General features: G+C 73.2%; 13 protein-coding genes. 2 read left to right on the forward strand and 11 right to left on the reverse strand.

Translation table 11 applies throughout. The features are described 5' to 3' along the window. Positions 1-77: 77 nt before the first annotated feature. The 3 genes from alaS to ABZ249_RS30925 all read right to left on the reverse strand — a co-directional run bounded on the left by alaS (position 78) and on the right by ABZ249_RS30925 (position 3,849). On the reverse strand, positions 78-2,747 hold the full coding sequence (gene alaS / locus ABZ249_RS30915; protein ID WP_355269805.1) for an alanine--tRNA ligase: 2,670 nt from the start codon (positions 2,745-2,747) through the stop codon (positions 78-80). Between the two features lie 440 nt (positions 2,748-3,187). Next, positions 3,188-3,460: a hypothetical protein gene (locus ABZ249_RS30920; RefSeq protein WP_355269807.1), complete on the reverse strand. Its 273-nt coding sequence runs from the start codon at positions 3,458-3,460 to the stop codon at positions 3,188-3,190. After that, on the reverse strand, positions 3,457-3,849 hold the full coding sequence (locus ABZ249_RS30925; RefSeq protein WP_355269809.1) for a DUF948 domain-containing protein: 393 nt from the start codon (positions 3,847-3,849) through the stop codon (positions 3,457-3,459). Before ABZ249_RS30925 ends, ABZ249_RS30920 begins: the two co-directional genes overlap by 4 nt. A gap of 357 nt (positions 3,850-4,206) precedes the next feature. Between ABZ249_RS30925 and ABZ249_RS30930 the strand changes: the two genes are divergently transcribed. Next, complete coding sequence (locus tag ABZ249_RS30930; RefSeq protein ID WP_355269811.1) at positions 4,207-5,742, forward strand: serine/threonine-protein kinase; 1,536 nt, start codon at positions 4,207-4,209, stop codon at positions 5,740-5,742. Here the strand turns inward: ABZ249_RS30930 and ABZ249_RS30935 are convergent. The 4 genes from ABZ249_RS30935 to ABZ249_RS30950 all read right to left on the reverse strand — a co-directional run bounded on the left by ABZ249_RS30935 (position 5,732) and on the right by ABZ249_RS30950 (position 12,495). Then, positions 5,732-7,102, reverse strand: a complete 1,371-nt coding sequence (locus tag ABZ249_RS30935) for a replication-associated recombination protein A (protein WP_220559950.1) — start codon at positions 7,100-7,102, stop codon at positions 5,732-5,734. The genes ABZ249_RS30930 and ABZ249_RS30935 overlap by 11 nt on opposite strands. A 72-nt stretch (positions 7,103-7,174) precedes the next feature. After that, positions 7,175-9,160, reverse strand: a complete 1,986-nt coding sequence (locus ABZ249_RS30940) for a SpoIIE family protein phosphatase (RefSeq protein WP_355269814.1) — start codon at positions 9,158-9,160, stop codon at positions 7,175-7,177. A 785-nt stretch (positions 9,161-9,945) separates the two neighbouring features. Further along, complete coding sequence (gene aspS / locus ABZ249_RS30945) at positions 9,946-11,688, reverse strand: aspartate--tRNA ligase (RefSeq protein ID WP_355269816.1); 1,743 nt, start codon at positions 11,686-11,688, stop codon at positions 9,946-9,948. A gap of 129 nt (positions 11,689-11,817) precedes the next feature. Then, positions 11,818-12,495 (reverse strand): MBL fold metallo-hydrolase, encoded by a 678-nt coding sequence (locus ABZ249_RS30950; RefSeq protein ID WP_355269818.1) that lies wholly within the window; start codon positions 12,493-12,495, stop codon positions 11,818-11,820. Between the two features lie 465 nt (positions 12,496-12,960). Here ABZ249_RS30950 and ABZ249_RS30955 point away from each other — a divergent pair, with 465 nt between their 5' ends. Then, the gene (locus tag ABZ249_RS30955; RefSeq protein WP_355269820.1) at positions 12,961-14,196 is read left to right on the forward strand and encodes a DUF349 domain-containing protein; all 1,236 of its coding nucleotides are present in this window, start codon (positions 12,961-12,963) and stop codon (positions 14,194-14,196) included. Between the two features lie 240 nt (positions 14,197-14,436). On the opposite strand, the gene ABZ249_RS30960 is transcribed toward ABZ249_RS30955, so the two are convergent. The 4 genes from ABZ249_RS30960 to rpoZ all read right to left on the reverse strand — a co-directional run bounded on the left by ABZ249_RS30960 (position 14,437) and on the right by rpoZ (position 18,235). Continuing rightward, positions 14,437-15,162 (reverse strand): hypothetical protein, encoded by a 726-nt coding sequence (locus ABZ249_RS30960; RefSeq protein ID WP_355269822.1) that lies wholly within the window; start codon positions 15,160-15,162, stop codon positions 14,437-14,439. Positions 15,163-15,300: 138 nt separating this feature from the next. Continuing rightward, positions 15,301-16,494: a methionine adenosyltransferase gene (gene metK, locus ABZ249_RS30965; protein ID WP_220559944.1), complete on the reverse strand. Its 1,194-nt coding sequence runs from the start codon at positions 16,492-16,494 to the stop codon at positions 15,301-15,303. Between the two features lie 227 nt (positions 16,495-16,721). After that, positions 16,722-17,942 (reverse strand): bifunctional phosphopantothenoylcysteine decarboxylase/phosphopantothenate--cysteine ligase CoaBC, encoded by a 1,221-nt coding sequence (gene coaBC / locus ABZ249_RS30970; protein ID WP_355269825.1) that lies wholly within the window; start codon positions 17,940-17,942, stop codon positions 16,722-16,724. Positions 17,943-17,968: 26 nt separating this feature from the next. Beyond that, positions 17,969-18,235 carry a DNA-directed RNA polymerase subunit omega gene (rpoZ, locus tag ABZ249_RS30975; protein ID WP_073384132.1) on the reverse strand — a complete coding sequence of 89 codons (267 nt, stop codon included), beginning with the start codon at positions 18,233-18,235 and terminating at the stop codon, positions 17,969-17,971. Between the last annotated feature and the right edge of the window lie 52 nt (positions 18,236-18,287).

Here is an 18,287-nt window from a genome sequence, read left to right on the forward strand (position 1 = left end):
GTCCGCCCGCCGTCCGTCGGGGGCGCCGACGGACGGCGGGCGGACCGCGGCGGAGCAGAGGTCCGGAGGAACGGGCGCTAGGCGCCGGCGATACGGGCCTCCACGGCGCGGAGGGCCTCGTCGACCTTGGTCGCGTCGGTGCCGCCGCCCTGGGCCATGTCGGGCTTGCCGCCGCCACCGCCGCCGAGCGCGCGGGCCGCCACGCCCACCAGGTCGCCGGCCTTGATCCCGGCCTTCTGCGCCGCCTTGTTGACCGCGATGACCACGACCGGGCGGTCCTTGGGCACGGCCGTCAGCGCCACCACGGCGGGCTCGGCCTCGCCCAGGCGGCCGCGCACGTCCGCGGCCAGGGTGCGCAGGTCGTCGCCGCCGGTGCCCTCGGGGGCCTGCTCGGCCACGACCAGCGCCGGCCCGTGGCGGCGGGCCCGCTCCGCGATGGAGCCGGCGGCCTGCAGGACCTGCGCCGCGCGCAGCTTCTCGATCTCCTTCTCCGCGGCGCGCAGCCGGGAGATCACGGCGTCGATGCGCTCGGGCAGTTCCTCGCGCGGGGCCTTGAGCTGCTCGGACAGGCGGCCGACCAGCGCCGACTCCTTGGACAGGCGCTTGAACGCGTCCACGCCGACCGCCGCCTCGACCCGGCGCACGCCGGAGCCGATGGAGGACTCGCCCAGGAGCTTGACGATGCCCAGCCGCGCGGTGGAGGGCACGTGGGTGCCGCCGCACAGCTCGACGGAGTAGTCGCTCATCTCCACGACCCGGACGCGGTCGCCGTACTTCTCGCCGAACATGGCCAGGGCGCCCATCTTGAGGGCCTCGTCCAGGCTCTTCTCCTCGGTGCGCACCGCGATGTCGCCGGCCAGGACGGTGTTGACCTCCTCCTCGACCTCGGCCAGCCGGGACTCGCCCAGGGCGTTGTCGGCGGTGAAGTCGAAGCGCAGGCGGCCCGGGCTGTTCTCCGAGCCAGCCTGGCCCGCCGAGGGGCCCAGCGCGTTGCGCAGCGCCGAGTGGATGAGGTGGGTGGCCGAGTGGGAGCGCTCGATGGCGTGCCGACGGCCGCCGTCGATCGCCGCGTGCACGGTGTCGTCCACGGTGATCTCGCCCGACCGGACGGTGCCCCGGTGGACGAACAGGCCCGGCAGGGGCTTCTGCACGTCCTCGACGTCGACGATCCCGCGGCCCTCGACGGTGAGCGTGCCGGTGTCGGCCAGCTGGCCGCCGCTCTCCGCGTAGAACGGGGTGCGGTCCAGGACGACCTCGACCTTCTCCCCCTGGCGCGCGGCGGGCGAGGAGACCCCGCCGACCACGATGCCCTTGACCGTCGACTCGCTCTGGGCGTCGGTGTAGCCCAGGAAGTCGGTGGTGCCCGCGCCCTCGAGCAGCTGCGCGTACAGGGAGATGTCCGCGTTGCCGAGCTTCTTGGACTTGGCGTCGGCCTTGGCGGTGTCCTTCTGCCGCTGCATGAGCTCGCGGAAGGACGCCTCGTCCACGGTCAGGCCCTGCTCGGCCGCCATCTCCAGGGTGAGGTCGATGGGGAAGCCGTAGGTGTCGTGGAGCTGGAAGGCGTCGGAGCCGGAGAAGACGGTGCCGCCCGCGTGCCGGGTGCGCTCGGCCGCCCGGGAGAACAGGGCGGTGCCCGCGCGCAGGGTGTCGGCGAAGTTCTTCTCCTCGGTGTCGATGACACCGTGGATGACGTCGGCCTTGTCGAGCAGGTCGGGGTAGATGTCCTTCATCGCGTCGATGCTGACCGCGGTGAGGTCGTGCATGTGGCCGGTGTCGGTGCCCGAGAGCAGGCGCATGTTGCGGATGGAGCGGCGCAGGATGCGGCGCAGGACGTAGCCCGCCTTCTCGTTGCCCGGCTTGACGCCGTCGCCGACCAGCATGACGGCGCTGCGGACGTGGTCGGCGACCACGCGCAGCAGGACGTCCTGCTCGTGGTCGTCGCCGTAGCGGACCCCGGCCAGTTCGGCGGCGCGGTTCAGGACGCGGCCGATGATGTCGGTCTCGTAGATGTTGTCGACGCCCTGGAGGACCGCGGCCAGGCGCTCCAGGCCCATCCCGGTGTCGATGTTCTTCTTGGGCAGCTCGCCGAGGATCGGGAAGCCGGACTTGTCGCCGCCCTCGCCCCGCTCGTACTGCATGAAGACGAGGTTCCAGATCTCGATGTAGCGGTTCTCGTCCGCCTCGGGGCCGCCCTCGGCGCCGTACTCGGGGCCGCGGTCGTAGAAGATCTCGGAGCAGGGGCCGCAGGGTCCGGGGACGCCCATCGACCAGTAGTTCTCCTCCATCCCCATGCGCTGGATGCGCTCGGGGCGCACGCCCACCTTGTCCCGCCAGATCGCCTCGGCCTCGTCGTCGTCGAGGTAGACGGTGACCCAGAGCTTCTCGGGGTCGATGCCGAAGCCGCCCTCGGCCACCGGGCTGGTGACCAGCTCCCACGCCAGCGGGATCGCCTGCTCCTTGAAGTAGGCGCCGAAGGAGAAGTTGCCGAGCATCTGGAAGAAGGTGGCGTGCCGGGAGGTCTTGCCCACCTCCTCGATGTCCTTGGTGCGGATGCACTTCTGGACGCTGGTGGCGGTCTCGTACGGCGGAGTGCGCTGGCCCAGGAAGTAGGGCTTGAAGGGGACCATGCCTGCGGGCACCAGCAGCAGCGTGGGGTCCTCGGCGATGAGGCTTGCCGAGGGCACCACGGTGTGTCCGTTCTTCTCGAAGAAACTGAGGAAGCGGCGCGCGATCTCTGCCGTCTCCATTGATGCCCTCCTGTGCTCGGCTCCGCCGCCCTCGGCGGGCCCGTCCCTGCCCGGGACCTGATTGCGCGTGGCCGGTCGGTCGCCCCATCGTAGGGGGGAGGACCACGCGGATGCCTGTGGTTTTCGCCTGCGCGGCCGGCCCCTGCGGGGGCGGCCGACCCGGGACCCGTCCTGTCGACGACAACGCGGGGACCTCGGTTGTTCCAAGGCTATCGCCGTCGGGCACCGGGAGGCGCCGGGTCGGCGGAGCCCTCGCCGGGTGATCGCCGCCGACGTCTCCCCGGGGAGGTCGGGCGCCCGACCGGTGGAAGGCTCGGGGGCGGGCGGCGCCGAAGCCCCCGACGGCACGGGGGCGGACGCGCCCGCCTGCGGCAGGGGGTCCGGGTCCGGGGCCCCGGGCGGGGACGGGCGCGGTGGAGGGGCCGGTCCCCCGGCTCCGGTCAGTCCCCGGGCAGGGCGCGGCGGTCGCCGGGGGGCAGGGCGCGGGAGCGGCGGGGCGCGTAGGTGCGCAGCAGCTCCTCCTCCTGCTCGCGGACGGCCTCGGCCAGGTCCTCGTTCAGTTCGCGCAGCGCGCCCTTGTACTCGCCGACCCGGTCCTCGACCCGCTCGGCGATGCCGCCGGGGGTGAGGGCCCGCCGGGCCTGGTGGACGCGGTGCACGGCGTAGCCGCCCAGGGCGGCCCCCGCGGCGAGGTAGAGCAGTCGCCGGATCACCGGTTCTCCTTCCGGCGGCGGCCGCGCACGACCGCCAGGGCGCGGCGCTGGCCCAGGACCCGGCGGACGCCGTAGGACAGCGAGGCCGCCTTGACGAGCGGACCGGTGACCACCGAGCGGGTGAGCGCGGTCATGGTGGCCACGTCCTCGGTGGTGGCCTGGGCGTTGGCGGTGATCTCCTCCACGCGCTCCAACGAGGTGTTGGCGCGTTCGACGGTGGCGGCGACGTCGTCCATCAGGGGCGGGGTGCGGTCACCCAGTTCCGAGACGACCGCGGTCGCGGCGTTGATGAGCTTGATCAGTTTGACGAGCGCCACGCAGATGAACGTGGCCAGCACCGCCCAGACCACCGCGGCGACGAGCGCGGCGACCTCTCCTCCGGTAAGCATGCGGGCTCCGTAAGGCGGATAGGGGCTACTTCTGAGGGTCTGTTTCCGAGGGTCCGTGTGCGACACCGCCCCCGCGCGTGCGCCGGAGTGGCGTCGGGGGCCGCCCGCCGTCGGCCGCGCTCCGGGGTGGGGCGTCCGAACCGGCGGGTTCCGGCCGACCATATCGCGTCGGGCCGACCGGTGTGCGGGGGCCTCGCCGTGCGCGGGCCGACCTGCCTCCGGGCGGTGGCCGATGCGGGACGCGGGCGTCGACTCCACTCCCCGTTTTCGGGAGAATGATCGTGGATCGGGATCTTCACTACGATGTCCGGACACTCCGCCGCCCCGTCGGCCCAGAAGCATCGCGACAGGACACCCATGAGCCCTCGTTCTCCCCGAGAGATCTCCGTGCTGGTACCGGAGCACCTGCCCCCGCTGTATCCGGACGACCCGACGCGGATAGGCCCCTACCTCGTCCTCGGACGGCTGGGGCAGGGGGCGTCCGGAACGGTCTACGCCGCGGTGGACGCGGCCTCTCCGACCGCGGGCGAGCGGCTGGTCGCGGTGAAGGTCGTCAAGGCCCCGGCCCCGGGCCCCGAGCGCGAGGCACTGGTGCGGCGGCTGACCGCGCTGTCGCAGGTGGACCCGGCGCGGGTGGTGGTGCCGCTGGCGTTCGACGGCCGGGCCGACCGGCCGTGGCTGGCGATGCCGTACATGGAGGGACAGCGGCTCTCGCACTTCATCACCAAGCGCGGGGGCCTGGGCACCGGAAAGCTGCTGGCGCTGGCCGTGGGCCTGGCCGAGGGGCTGTCCGCTCTGCACGCCCGGGGCATCGCGCACGGGTCGCTCAACCACGAGCGGGTGCTGCTGGAGTCGCACGGGCCGCACATCATGGACTGCGCGGTCGCCGACGCGCACACGGCCGGCTCCGGCGCCACCTGGATGAGCCCGGAACGCTACCGGGGCGCGGCGGCCTCCCCCGCCGCCGACGTGTTCGCCTGGGGGGCGGTCACCGCCTACGCGGGCACCGGGCGGCTGCCGTTCGGCCCCGGCGAACCGGAGGAGATCGCCGGACGCGCCGCGGCCGGGGAGCACAACCTGACCGGGCTGCCCAAGGGGCTGGTTCCGCTGGTGTCCCGGTCCCTGGACCCCGATCCGAACGCACGGCCGAGCCTGAACGAGGTGATCGGCTCGGTCCTGGCCGTCTGGCAGAGGGAGAACGGCCGCGAGGGGTCCGGGCCGCCCGACCGCGACGAGGTCGCCGCCCTGATGGAGCGCGAGTGGCGTGCGGTCGAACCGGCCCAGCGGGTGCCCCGTGTGATCCGCCTGGAGGGGCGACCGCCCCGGCGGCTCCCCCGGCGGGCGCCGCTCCTGGTGGGCGCCGGCGTGCTCGCCGCGGTGCTGGTGGGCGCGGGCGTGTGGGGCGTGGTCCGGCTGGCGGGGTCCTCCGACGACGAGGCGCTGGTGGCCGGCACCGAACAGGAGGCGTCCCCCTCGCCCTCCCCGGAGGAGGCGCCCCGGACTCTGGTGGTGCGGTTCGACCCCGCCGAGCAGGAGAACGTCGTGGAGGGGCCCTGGGTCTACACCCCGGTGGACCGCGACGACGAGCCGCAGCGCGGCCAGGGCGTGCCCACCCACCAGGACTGGGCCGCGCAGTGGGCGGAGGCCGGGGAGCCGGCCTCCGCCGTGATCGACCCCGAGGCCGAGGTGCTGTGCGCCAAGTTCTGCGCCGCCCCCGACCACGTGTTCCTGGACGAGGAGGGGCGCGGGACCTGGGAGCTGACCGGCCGCGACTTCATCGACTACCTGTCGTGGGGGCCGGTGGTGATCGTGGAGGTCACCTTCTCCGAGGAGGAGCCCGCCGAGGGCGGGCCCCGGGAGATCGTTCAGGTCACCGAGCTGTTCACCGACTAGCGTCGGGCCGGGGGCCCTGCGCGTCGGGCCGGCCGCCGCGCAGGACCTCCTTGATGCGGCCCAGCACCTCCGAGACGCGGCGTTCGGCGCCGTGCTCGGTGGGGCGGTAGTACTCGCGGCCCACCAGCCCCTCGGGGGCGTGCACCTGGGGGGCGACGCCGCCGGGGTGGTCGTGGGCGTAGCGGTAGCCCTTGCCGTGGCCCAGCTCCTTGGAGCCCCGGGAGTGGCCGTCGCGCAGGTGGAGCGGGACCGGCCCGGCCCGTCCGGCGCGGACGTCGGCGATGGCCTCTCCGATGGCGGTGATCACCGCGTTGGACTTGGGCGCCACGCTGATGTGGATGACGGCCTGGGCCAGGTTGATGCGCGCCTCGGGCATGCCGATCAGCTCGACGGCCTGGGCGGCGGCGACGGCCGTCTGGAGTGCGGTGGGGTCGGCCATGCCGACGTCCTCGCTGGCGTGCACGACGATGCGCCGGGCGATGAACCGGGGGTCCTCCCCCGCCTCGATCATGCGGGCCAGGTAGTGCAGGGCGGCGTCGGGGTCACTGCCGCGCATGCTCTTGATGAACGCGCTGACGACGTCGTAGTGCTGGTCCCCGGAGCGGTCGTAGCGCACGGCGTGGCGGTCCACGGCCCGTTCGAGGTGGGCGGCGGTGATCTCGACCGGCTCGGCGGCGGGCGGCCCGGCCACCAGGGCCGCGGCCTCCAGGTAGGTGAGGGAGCGGCGGCCGTCCCCGCCGGCCAGCCGGACCAGGTCGTCGGCGGCCTCGCCGGTGAGCGTGTAGCGCCCGTCCAGGCCGCGCTCGTCGGTGAGCGCCCGCTCCAGCAGGGCGTGCACGTCGGCGTCGTCCAGGGGCTCCAGGGTGAGCAGCAGGGAGCGGGACAGCAGCGGGCCGACCACGGAGAAGAAGGGGTTCTCGGTGGTGGCGCCGATGAAGCTGACCCACCGGTTCTCCACGGCGGGCAGCAGCGCGTCCTGCTGGGTCTTGTTGAACCGGTGGACCTCGTCGACGAACAGCAGGGTGCGGGTGCCGTTCATGCCCATCCGGCGGCGGGCCTCCTCGATGACCGCGCGCACGTCCTTCACACCGGCGCTGACCGCGGACAGCTCCACGAACCGGCGCTTGGTGGCCTTGCTGACCACGGTGGCCAGGGTGGTCTTGCCCGTCCCGGGCGGGCCCCACAGGAACACGGACATGGGCGCGTCGTCCTCGACCAGGCGGCGCAGCGGGCTGCCCTCGCCCAGCAGGTGGCCCTGGCCCACCACCTCGTCGAGGGTGCGCGGCCGCATGCGCACGGCCAGCGGCTCCTGTCCTTTGGCCGCCTCGGACCCGGCATCGTCGAACAGAGTTGCAGACACCCGTCCAGGGTAGGCGGTGGCGGCGACGTTCGCGGCCGGTACGGCGCGTGGCCCGTCGGCCCGGGCGGGGCCTCAGGCGGCGGGGCGGCGCATGCGGGCGACGAGCAGGGCGATGTCGTCGCCGCGTCCGGCGGGGGCCATCTCGGCCAGGGCGTGGGCGGCGCCCTCGGGGTCCTCGCAGTGCTCGACCAGGGCGGCGCCGACCTTGTCCAGGCCGGCCTCCATGAGCACGTCGGCGCTCTCCACCAGCCCGTCCGTGCACAGCAGCAGGGTGGTGCCAGGGTCCAGGACGCGGGTGGTGACGGGGTAGGACGTGTCGGGCAGCACGCCCAGCGGCGGCCCGGTCTCGGGCTCCCACAGCTCGTAGCCGTCGGGTCCGGCCAGGATGGCCGGGGGCTGCCCGGCCCAGGCGGCCTGCATGGCTCCGGTGGCCCGTTCCAGCACCAGGTAGCCGCAGGTGGCGAAGACGATCTCGCCGGTGTCGGTGAGCAGCCGGTTGGTCTCGCCCAGGACGACGCCGGGGTCGGACTGGTTGCTGGCGTAGGCGCGGAAGGCTGCGCGGATCTGGCCCATGGCGGCGGCCGCCTCCACGCCGTGGCCCTGGACGTCGCCGACCAGCAGGCCGACGCGGCCCTCGGGCAGTTCGACGACGTCGTAGAAGTCGCCGCAGATGCGCCAGTCCGCCCGGGAGGGCAGGTACTTGGTGGCGATGTCCAGGTCGGGGAAGCTGGCGACCTGGCGGGGCAGCATGCGCCGCTGCACGGCGTCGGCCAGCTCCAGCTCGGCCTGCTGGGCCTTGATGCGCTGGAGTGCCTGGCCGGCCAGTCCGGCGAAGGTGAGCATGAGGGCGCGCTCGTCGCGGCTGGCGTGGTGGGGGCGGTCCCACACCATCTGCCAGACGCCCAGGGCGACCTTGCCGTCGCCGAAGATCGGCACGGTCGCCCAGGCCTGGGACTTGGAGTCGTTGTGGCGCATGAGGTCGGCGGCGGCCGGGAAGCGGCTGACGACCTCGGCGCGGCTCTCGAAGAAGCGGGGCTGGCGGTCCTGTATGACCGCTCCCATGGGGAAGTCGGTGTCGTAGGCGCTGCGGCCGTCGATGAGACCCACGTTGCCGCGTTCGCGGGCGCCGGGCGAGGTGCGCAGCACCCCGTCCTCCACGTACATGGCCCCGGCGAAGTAGCCGCCGAAGATCGGCAGGAACTCCTCGCTGAGCAGGTCCATGACCTTGTCGACGGTGGTGGCCGAGACGAGCTTGGACGACAGCTCGGTGACCAGGCGGCCGTGCTCGGCCTCGGTGCGGCGGCGGTCGGCCAGGCGGCGCACCAGCTGGACGTGCTCGGTGACGTCGTCGACGATGCCGACGAGGCGGTCGGGCTCGCCCGGCACGAACCGGGCGCGCACGTGCAGGGAGCGCTCGTCGCCGAGGCGGTCGAAGACCCGGAAGCGCTGCTCGTAGTCGCGTCCGGCGAAGGAGGCGGCCATGGCGTCGCGGACCCGGGCGATGTCGTCGGGGTGGACGCGTTCCAGGATGCGGTCCAGCTCGCGGTCCTCCCCGGCCAGCAGCGAACCGAGCGGGGTGGGGCCGAAGAGCTCGTGCAGGCGGCCGCTGCCCAGGTCCAGGCTCCACAGGACGGAGTCGGAGTTGTCGGTGCGCAGCTCGCCGATGACCCGCAGGTCGGTCTCCTCGGTGGACAGCACGTGCACGAGCACCACGGCGTCGCCTCCGTCCACCGGCAGTACCTCGGCCTCGGCCAGGCGGTCGGCCTTGGCGGTGACGGAGATCCGCAGGCGGCGGCGCGGGCGGCCGTTCGGGGAGGTGCGGTGGGCCAGGGACTCGTGGTGGAAGCGGGCGGCGCGGCCGTCGTCCCCGTCGAGCAGGTCGTACCAGCGGCGGCCCGCCAGGTCGTCGGCCGCGCGGTCGACGAGGGCGAGGAAGGCGTGGTTGGCATGGCGGATCGAGCCGTCGGCCGCGGTGAGCACCATGGGTTCGGGCGCGTGAAGGAACGCCCCGGCGAGCGCGCCCTGCGAACCACCACCTGCAGCACGTTCTTCGTTCACGGACTCAATCCTCATGTCGTCTCGGACGTCACAGCCGTGCCCGGGCACGGTCACCCCCTGCGGACATTCCGATTCGGCTCATTCTAGTGTCGGGGGTGGGGCTGTCTCCGGGGAGCGCTCCGAGGGCGGTCGGCTCCCCCGCCCGTCCGCGCCACCCGCGCGACCTCGTACGGCACGGGTCGGTGCGGCCCACCGGCACGGGGGTGTTCGGCGCACGCGGGCCCACGGGCCGGCGGGGGCCGACCCCGGTGCACAAATCGTTACGCTCGCGTGACTCGGTGGCACAGAAGGCACTTCACCACCATTTCCGCCCACCGGTGCGACGAGGCCCCCGTCGTACCGCGCGACCACTCCCGAGGACGCCGGTACTTGGTGGGGGGAAGGGTGATTCGCCCACAACCGTAGGGGATGTCACGGCCGGGCGCATCCACAGGAGTCACACGAGGCCATGTTCGGCCAGGTTTTTCCAGGAGAACCGAGGAATTCCTTCACATAGGTCACCTATGACCGTTTTATGGAGTTCCCGAAAGTATCGCCGCAACGCGAAAAGCGCGGCCGGTCGGGGCCGAGGACGCAGGCCCTCCCCCGTGCGCCGACCCCCGGACGAAGGCGCAGGTCGGACACGGTCCCTCCGAGCGGACCGCTCCGGCCGGCCGCGCCGGACACGGCCCGGCGGCGGCACGACCGGACAGGAGCACGGCCCGGACGGGGGCGCGGCGCGGCCGCCGAAAGCCGCGGGGGCGGCGCGCCGACGCACACCGCCCCCGCGGACCCGGTCACCGGGCTCAGGCCTCCTCGGCCTCCGGGTCGACGTCCACCCCGGCCTCGGCGCGCTGCTCCGCGGTGATCGGCGTCGGGGCGCCGGTCAGCGGGTCGCCGCCGGAGGCGGTCTTGGGGAACGCGATGACCTCGCGGATCGTCGGCTGCCCGGCGAGCAGCATGATGATCCGGTCCCAGCCCACGGCCAGGCCGCCGTGCGGCGGCGGGCCGAACTTGAACGCCTCCAGCAGGAAGCCGAACTTGGACTCGGCCTCCTCCTTGCTCAGGCCGATCGTGTCGAAGACGCGCTGCTGCATCTCGGCCCGGTGGATACGGATCGAGCCGGAGACCAGCTCGTAGCCGTTGAGCACCAGGTCGAAGGCGCGCGAGTTCGTCGTGCCCGGGTGGTCCTGGAAGTCGTCCTCGTCCTCGACGGCCGGGGCGGTGAACGGGTGGTGCACCGGCTTCCAGGAGCCCTCCTCGTCGGCCTCCTCGAACAGCGGCATGTCGGTGATCCAGAGGATCTCCCAGCGGGACGCGTCGATGAGGTCGCAGCGGCGGCCGATCTCCAGGCGGGCCGCGCCCAGCAGCTCCTGGGCCTCGAACCGCTTGCCCGCGGCGAAGAACACCGCGTCGCCCGGGGCGGCGCCGACCTTGGCGGCCAGGCCCTCCCGCTCGGCGTCCGACAGGTTCTTCGCCACCGGGCCGCCCAGGGTGCCGTCCTCCTGGACCAGGACGTAGGCCAGGCCCTTGGCGCCGCGCGAGCGCGCCCAGTCCTGCCAGGCGTCCAGCTCCTTGCGGGTCTGGGACGCGCCGCCGGGCATGACCACGGCGCCCACGTACGGGGCCTGGAACACCCGGAAGGTGGTGTCGGCGAAGTAGTCGGTCATCTCGACCAGCTCCTGGCCGAAGCGCAGGTCGGGCTTGTCGGAGCCGAACCGGTCCATCGCCTCGGCGAAGCGCATCCGCGGGAAGCGCTCGGGCAGCTCGACCCCGCGCACCTCGCGCAGCAGCCGGGTGAACAGCTGCTCGCCGACGGCGAAGATGTCCTCCTCGTCGACGAAGCTCATCTCCAGGTCGATCTGGGTGAACTCCGGCTGGCGGTCGGCGCGCAGGTCCTCGTCGCGGAAGCAGCGGGTGAGCTGGTAGTAGCGCTCCATGCCGCCGACCATGAGCAGCTGCTTGAACAGCTGCGGCGACTGCGGGAGGGCGTACCAGTGGCCCGGCTGGAGGCGGACCGGGACCAGGAAGTCGCGGGCGCCCTCCGGCGTGGAGCGCGTCATGTACGGGGTCTCGATGTAGGTGAACCCCAGGTCGCGCATGGTCTCGTGGGCGATGTAGGTCGCCTTGGAGCGGATGCGCAGGTTCTCGGCCATCTCCGAGCGCCGGATGTCCAGGTAGCGGTAGCGCAGCCGGGTCTCCTCGGCCACGTCGGAGGCGCTGTCGAGCTGGAAGGGCAGCGGGGCGGCCTCGCTGAGCACCTCGATCTCGTCGGCGACGACCTCGACCGCGCCGGTCGGGATGTCGGGGTTCTCGTTGCCCTCGGGGCGGACCCGGACCGAGCCGGTGACCTTGATGCAGTACTCCGCGCGCAGGTCGTGGGCGAGGTCGTCCTCACGGACGACGACCTGGACCACACCGGAGGCCTCGCGCAGGTCGAGGAAGACCACGCCACCGTGGTCGCGGCGGCGCGCCACCCAGCCGGCGAGCACGACGCTCTCCCCGGCGTTCCCGGCGCGCAACGCACCTGCTTCATGCGTGCGTATCAACGAACTTCTCCTTCGGCGTCTTCGAGTACGTGTCAAGTCTGCCCGACCCGCGCCGGGGCACGGTGCGCCCCGGGGCGCACCGGCCCGGTCACGGGCGGCGGGTCGGCCGGCGGTTCCGCGCGAACGGGGTCAACCGGCGATATCGCGCAGGTAGGGATTGGTGGCGCGCTCGCGGCCCACGGTGGTGGCCGGGCCGTGGCCCGGCAGGACGCGGGTGTCGTCCGGCGCGCCCAGCACGGCGCCGGCGAGGCTGCGCGCCATCGCGGCCGGGTCGCCGCCGGGGAAGTCGGTGCGGCCGATGGAGCCCGCGAACACCAGGTCGCCGGCGAACATCACCGGGACGCCGTCGTCGCTGCGGGTGGTGTAGACCACCGACCCGGGGGTGTGGCCGGGGGTGTGGGAGACCGTGTACTCCGCGCCCGCCAGGGACAGGACCTCGCCGTCGGAGACCTCCACCACGCGGGCGGGCTCGCGGTAGGGGCCAGGGCCCAGCAGGGCGGTCAGCTGCGCGGCGAAGGCGGCGTCCACGCCCCGGCCCGGGTCGGTGAACAGGCCGCGGTCGGCCGCGTGCACGTACACCGGGACGCCGTGGGCGTCGGCGATCTCGGCGGCCGACCACACGTGGTCGAAGTGCCCGTGGGTGAGCAGGACCGCGACGGGCGTCAGCCGGTGCTCGGCCAGGACCTTGGCGACGGGCTCGGCCGCGTCCTGCCCGGGGTCGACGACCACGCACTCGCCGTTCGGAGCCGCCGCCGGGACGTAGCAGTTCGCGGCGAGGGGTCCGGTGGGTAGTGCGGCGATGAGCACGGCGGGTGGCGTCCTGTTCCTCGGTCGGGTGGTGCGGGAGGCCGCGGCTCGTGGAAGGGCCGCCCGCGGGTATTACCAGAGCCTACCGACGTGAACGGGGCCCGGGCGACCGGAAGAGCACACCTGTGCGCTCTTTTGATCACCATTCGATCACCGCACACGCCCGGACTCTTTGCCAAAGCGCGTGGTAATGCCATATTGGGCACCGTCCCATGTGCACCGGGCCCCGACCTGCGCCTCTTCCGGGAAAGCGGGCCGTCGGTTCTCGGCTCCGGTCCGGCACGATGGGGGACACCGACGGCGGGCGCCGGAAATGCCCGCCCGGACGGATGAGACACGGCGCGCCGTCATCATCGAATCGGATGGATACCGTGGTCAGCACAGTGGTTTCCATCACGGATCGGCGAGGGACACCGCGACGACCAGAACCCGCTCTCCGCGGGTTCATGACAGCAGGAGGACACGGTGACCACGGACCCTTGGGGCCGCGTAGACGACGACGGCACGGTCTACGTGCGCACGAGCGAAGGCGAGCGGGTCGTCGGATCGTGGCAGGCCGGGGAGCCGGAGGAGGCCCTGGCCTTCTTCCGCCGCAAGTACGACTCCCTGGTCACCGAGGTTGAGCTGCTGGAGAAGCGGCTCAACACCACCGACCTGTCCGCCGCCGCCGCGATGTCGAACATCGACAAGCTGCGCTCGGCCGTACAGGAGGCGCACGCCGTCGGCGACCTCGACGCCCTCACCCGCCGGCTGGACGCCCTGGCCGGGCGCGCCGAGACCCGCAAGGTCGAGCAGAAGCAGGCCCAGGAGCGGGCGCGCGGCGAGGCGCGGGAGATCAAGGAGCGCATCGTCGCCGAGGCGGAGCGGGTCGCGGTCGAGACCACGCACTGGAAGTCCGGCGGCGAGCGGATGCTCCAGCTGATCGAGGAGTGGAAGAAGGCCCCCCGGGCCGACCGCCCGACCGAGCAGGCGCTGTGGAAGCGCATGTCGGCGGCGCGCAACTCCTTCTCCAAGCGGCGCAAGGCGTACTTCGCCAACCTGGACCACGAGCGGGAGTCGGTGCGGGCCGAGAAGGAGCGCATCGTCGCCGAGGCGGAGGCCCTGTCCGGGTCCACCGAGTGGGGCGAGACCGCCCGTGCCTACCGCGACCTGATGCAGCAGTGGAAGCGGACCGGCCGCGCCGACCGGGCCAGCGAGGACCGCCTGTGGGCCCGGTTCAAGGCCGCCCAGGACACGTTCTTCGACGCCCGCAACGCGGTCTTCGCCGAGCGGGACGCGGAGCTGCGGGTCAACGCCGACGCCAAGGAGAAGATCCTGGCCGAGGCGCAGACCGAGATCCGCGGCCTGATCTCGGACCCGCGCCGGGCCCGCGCCCGGCTGCGCGACTTCCAGGAGGCCTGGGAGGAGGCCGGGGAGCTGCCGCGCGACGCGCGCGACCGGCTCGAGGGCTCCTTCCGCCAGATCGAGGACGAGGTGCGCCGCGCCGAGGAGTCGGAGTGGGAGCGCAAGAACCCCGAGGCCCAGGCCCGGGCGCGTGACACGGTGGCGCAGCTGTCCACCGCGATCGCCGACCTGGAGAAGAAGCTGGAGAAGGCGCGGGCGAACAACGACGCCCGCCGCGTCAGGGAGGCCGAGGAGGCGCTGGAGGCCCGCCGCGCGTGGCTGGCCGAGGCGGAGAAGGCGCTCGGCGACCTGAGCTGACGCCCGTTCCCGGCCCGTCGGGGCGGGTCCCGTGTCCGAGGGGACGCGGGGCCCGCCCTTTCCGTACCCGGCGGTGCTCCCCCCGCGGGCCGCGCGGCTCCGCCACCGCGCCCGGCGCCTCCGGGGCCTTCGGCCCCTCCTCCGCGGTCCGCGTCCCCCGGCCCGCTCCTCCGAGCCTCCGGAACACCGTCGGGCGCCCCGTGGCCCCCGGCAGCGCGGGAGGGCGTTCGGGAGCGGGCCCTAGCGGTGGGCGTCCAGCCGGTGGACGGTGGCTCCGGAGAGGGCGCCGATGTCGGGCTCCTCCCCGGAGGTGTTGTGCTCTGCGGGTTCGGACGGTACCGGCTCGGACGGCTCGGGTCCGGCCGCCGCGGGTCCCGCGGGCTCGGCCGGCGCGGGCGCGGAAGCGCGGGCGCGCAGGCGGAACGCGGCGACCCCGCCGGCCAGGGCGAGCAGCCCGGCCGCCGCGGTCACCACGGCCCACAGGGGGGCGAGCGGCCTGCGCACCTCGTGCTCCTGCGCCGCGCAGGAGACGAGCACACCGTCCGCGCTGGAACGCAGGCAGGCCGTGGCGACCGGGCGGCCCGCCCCCTCGGGGAGGGCGGCCAGCTCACCGGTGACGGTGAACGAGGCCCGTTCGCCCGCCTCCAGGGGCCGACTCCAGACGACGCGCCGGCCGTCCACCTCGGCACCCTCCGTGCCGGTGACGTAGCGCATGGTCGGGGGCAGGTGGTGGACGACCTCGGCCGCGGCCACGGCCCGGGCGCCGGAGTTGCGGACCCCGATCGTGTACTCCACCCGGTCCCCCGGCGACAGTCTCTCGTGTTCGGTGGTCTTCTGGAGCGACACGTGCAGGGTCTCGGCGCCGGGGACCACTTCCCGGCGCTCCGACGGGTCCGGCTCCGGGGCTCCCGGTAGGGCGACGAGGGCCGCCAGGCCCAGCGCCGCCATCGCCGCAGCTACTGCCATGGTGCTTCCTCCGTGTACAGCACATTACTATGTGTATTTACTTGATAACACGGAGTGTTCGTTTTGTGCGTGCGCCATGCAGTGAGGGGGCGGACGACCTCCCGGTCGTCCGCCCCCTCACGGTCGGTGCGTCGGCGCTCAGGCTCCCACGAAGGAGCGCAGGGCCGCGGCGCGGTCGGTGCTCTCCCAGGTGAACTCCGGCAGCTCACGGCCGAAGTGGCCGTAGGCGGCGGTCTTGGAGTAGATCGGGCGCAGCAGGTCGAGGTCGCGCACGATCGCGGCCGGACGCAGGTCGAAGACCTCCTTGACGGCCTTCTCGATCAGGTCCGGGGCGACCTTCTCGGTGCCGAAGGTCTCGATGAACACGCCGACCGGGTGCGCCTTGCCGATGGCGTAGGCGACCTGGACCTCGGCCCGCTCGGCCAGCTCGGCCGCGACGATGTTCTTGGCGACCCAGCGCATCGCGTAGGCGGCCGAGCGGTCGACCTTCGACGGGTCCTTGCCGGAGAAGGCGCCGCCGCCGTGGCGGGCGTAGCCGCCGTAGGTGTCGACGATGATCTTGCGGCCGGTCAGGCCCGCGTCGCCCATCGGGCCGCCGATCTCGAAGCGGCCGGTCGGGTTGACCAGCAGGCGGTAGTCGTCGGACGCCAGGCCGAACTCCTCCACCACCGGCTGGATGACGTGCTCGCGGATGTCCGGGGTGAGCAGCTCCTCCAGGCTGATGTCCGCGGAGTGCTGGCTGGAGACCACGACCGTGTCCAGGCGGACCGGGGTCTGGCCGTCGTACTCGACGGTGACCTGGGTCTTGCCGTCCGGGCGCAGGTAGGGCACGGTGCCGTTGCGGCGGACCTCGGACAGGCGCTCGGCCAGCGAGTGGGCCAGCTTGATCGGCAGCGGCATCAGCTCCGGGGTCTCCCGGTTGGCGTAGCCGAACATCAGGCCCTGGTCGCCCGCGCCCTGGCGGTTGAGGGCGTCGTCCTCGTGCTCGACACGCGCCTCGTAGGCGGTGTCGACACCCTGGGCGATGTCGGGGGACTGGGCGTCGATGGAGACGTTGACCCCGCAGGAGTCACCGTCGAACCCCTTGGCGGACGAGTCGTACCCGATCCGGAGGATCGTCTCGCGCACGATGGCGGGGATGTCGACGTAGGTCTGAGTGGTGACCTCACCCGCGATGTGGACCTGACCCGTGGTGATCAACGTCTCGACTGCGACACGGCTGGCCGGGTCGTGGGTGAGCATCGCGTCGAGGATCGCGTCACTGATCTGGTCGGCCATCTTGTCGGGATGGCCCTCGGTGACCGACTCGGAGGTGAAAAGGCGGCGGGACACGGTTGCGTGACTCCTTGCAGCGGCTGCTGGCTGACATGTGGCGGTGGGCACGTCCCGGCCCGACTGCCTGCCGGGACGGTCAATACCGACCGTTGCGGTTGGTTATCGGTCCACTGTAACGGGGCCGGTGGGGAGGGGCACACCCCCGCCGATCTCGCCGATCGCGGACGCCCGAACGAAGTGTGGCGTACCAGGTGGTGGGAAATCCAGTCCCCCGTGCCGGTGCGTCACCTCGGAAGGCGTTCCCCGACCAGGTCCCACACCCGGTCGGCGAGGTCCTCCTTGGGCCCTCGGGGGATCTCCACGGCACTGCCGTCGGCCCCCAGGACCACGGCCTGGTTGTCCTCCGTGCCGAAGGCGCGACCGCCGCCGACCTGGTTGACCACGAGCAGGTCGCAGCCCTTCCTGGCCAGTTTGGCACGGCCGTTGGCGATGACGTCGTCGGTCTCGGCGGCGAACCCCACGATGACCTGTCCGGTGCCCTCCCGGTCGCGGGAGACCACCAGGCCCGCCAGCACGTCGGGGTTCTCGACCAGCTCGATGGGGGCCGGCGCGGCACCGGACTTCTTGATCTTGGAGGCGACGCTGGCCGCGGGCCGGAAGTCGGCGACCGCGGCGCTCATCACGATGACGTCGGCGCCGGCCCGCTCGGCCCCCACGGCCTCGGCCAGCTCCACCGCCGAGGTCACCGGGACCACGCGCACCCCGGCCGGGTCGGGCAGGGCGACGTTGGCGGCGACCAGGGTGACGTCGGCGCCCCGGGCGGCGGCGGTGCGCGCCAGGGCGTAGCCCTGCTTGCCCGAGGAGTGGTTGCCGATGAACCGGACCGGGTCGATGGCCTCGCGCGTGCCGCCCGCCGAGATCACGACGCGGACCCCGGCCAGGTCGGGCGCGGCGGCCCCCCGGCGCAGCACCCGCCGGGCGGCCTCGAAGAGCTCCGCCGGCTCGGGCAGCCGCCCGCGGCCGGTGTCGGCCCCGGTGAGGCGGCCCACGGCCGGGTGCAGGACGACGGCGCCGCGCGAGCGCAGGGTGGCCACGTTGGCCTGCGTGGCCGGGTGCTCCCACATCTCGGTGTGCATCGCGGGCGCGAACACCACCGGGCACCGGGCGGTGAGCAGGGTGTTGGTCAGCAGGTCGTCGGCGAGGCCGGCGGCCGCCTTGGCCAGGATGTTGGCGGTGGCCGGGGCGACGAGGACGAGGTCCGCGGACTGCCCGATGCGGACGTGCGGGACCTCGTGCACGGCGTCCCAGACACCGGTGGCCACGGGGTTGCCCGAGAGGGCGGCCCAGGTGGGCTCACCGACGAAGCGCAGGGCCTCGTCCGTGGGCACGACCCGGACCTCGTGGCCCGACTCGGTCAGTCGGCGGAGCAGCTCGCACACCTTGTAGGCGGCGATGCCGCCGCCGACGCCGAGGACGACCTGGGGTTTGCTTCCTGTGTCACTCACAGACAGGAGTTCTACCAGGCCGTGTCTCAGGTGCCCTCGTAGGGCTCCGCGGTGAGGAGCCCGGACTTGATCTCGCGCAGGGCGATGGACAGGGACTTCTCCTGGACCTGGGTCTCCACGAGGGGACCCACGTACTCCAGCAGCCCCTCGCCCAGCTGGGCGTAGTACGCGTTGATCTGGCGGGCCCGCTTGGAGGCCATGGTGACCAGGCTGTACTTGCTGTCCACCAGATCGAGCAGATCGTCGATCGGCGGGTTGGTGATGCCTTCGGCGACGGGCTCGGTTCCAGCCACTTTCGATTACCCCCAGGGAACGGTCGGATGCGAGGCGCGGTGCGCCGCGGTG

It is taken from the genome of Nocardiopsis sp. NPDC006139, assembly GCF_040614155.1.
GTDB lineage: Bacteria > Actinomycetota > Actinomycetes > Streptosporangiales > Streptosporangiaceae > Nocardiopsis > Nocardiopsis changdeensis.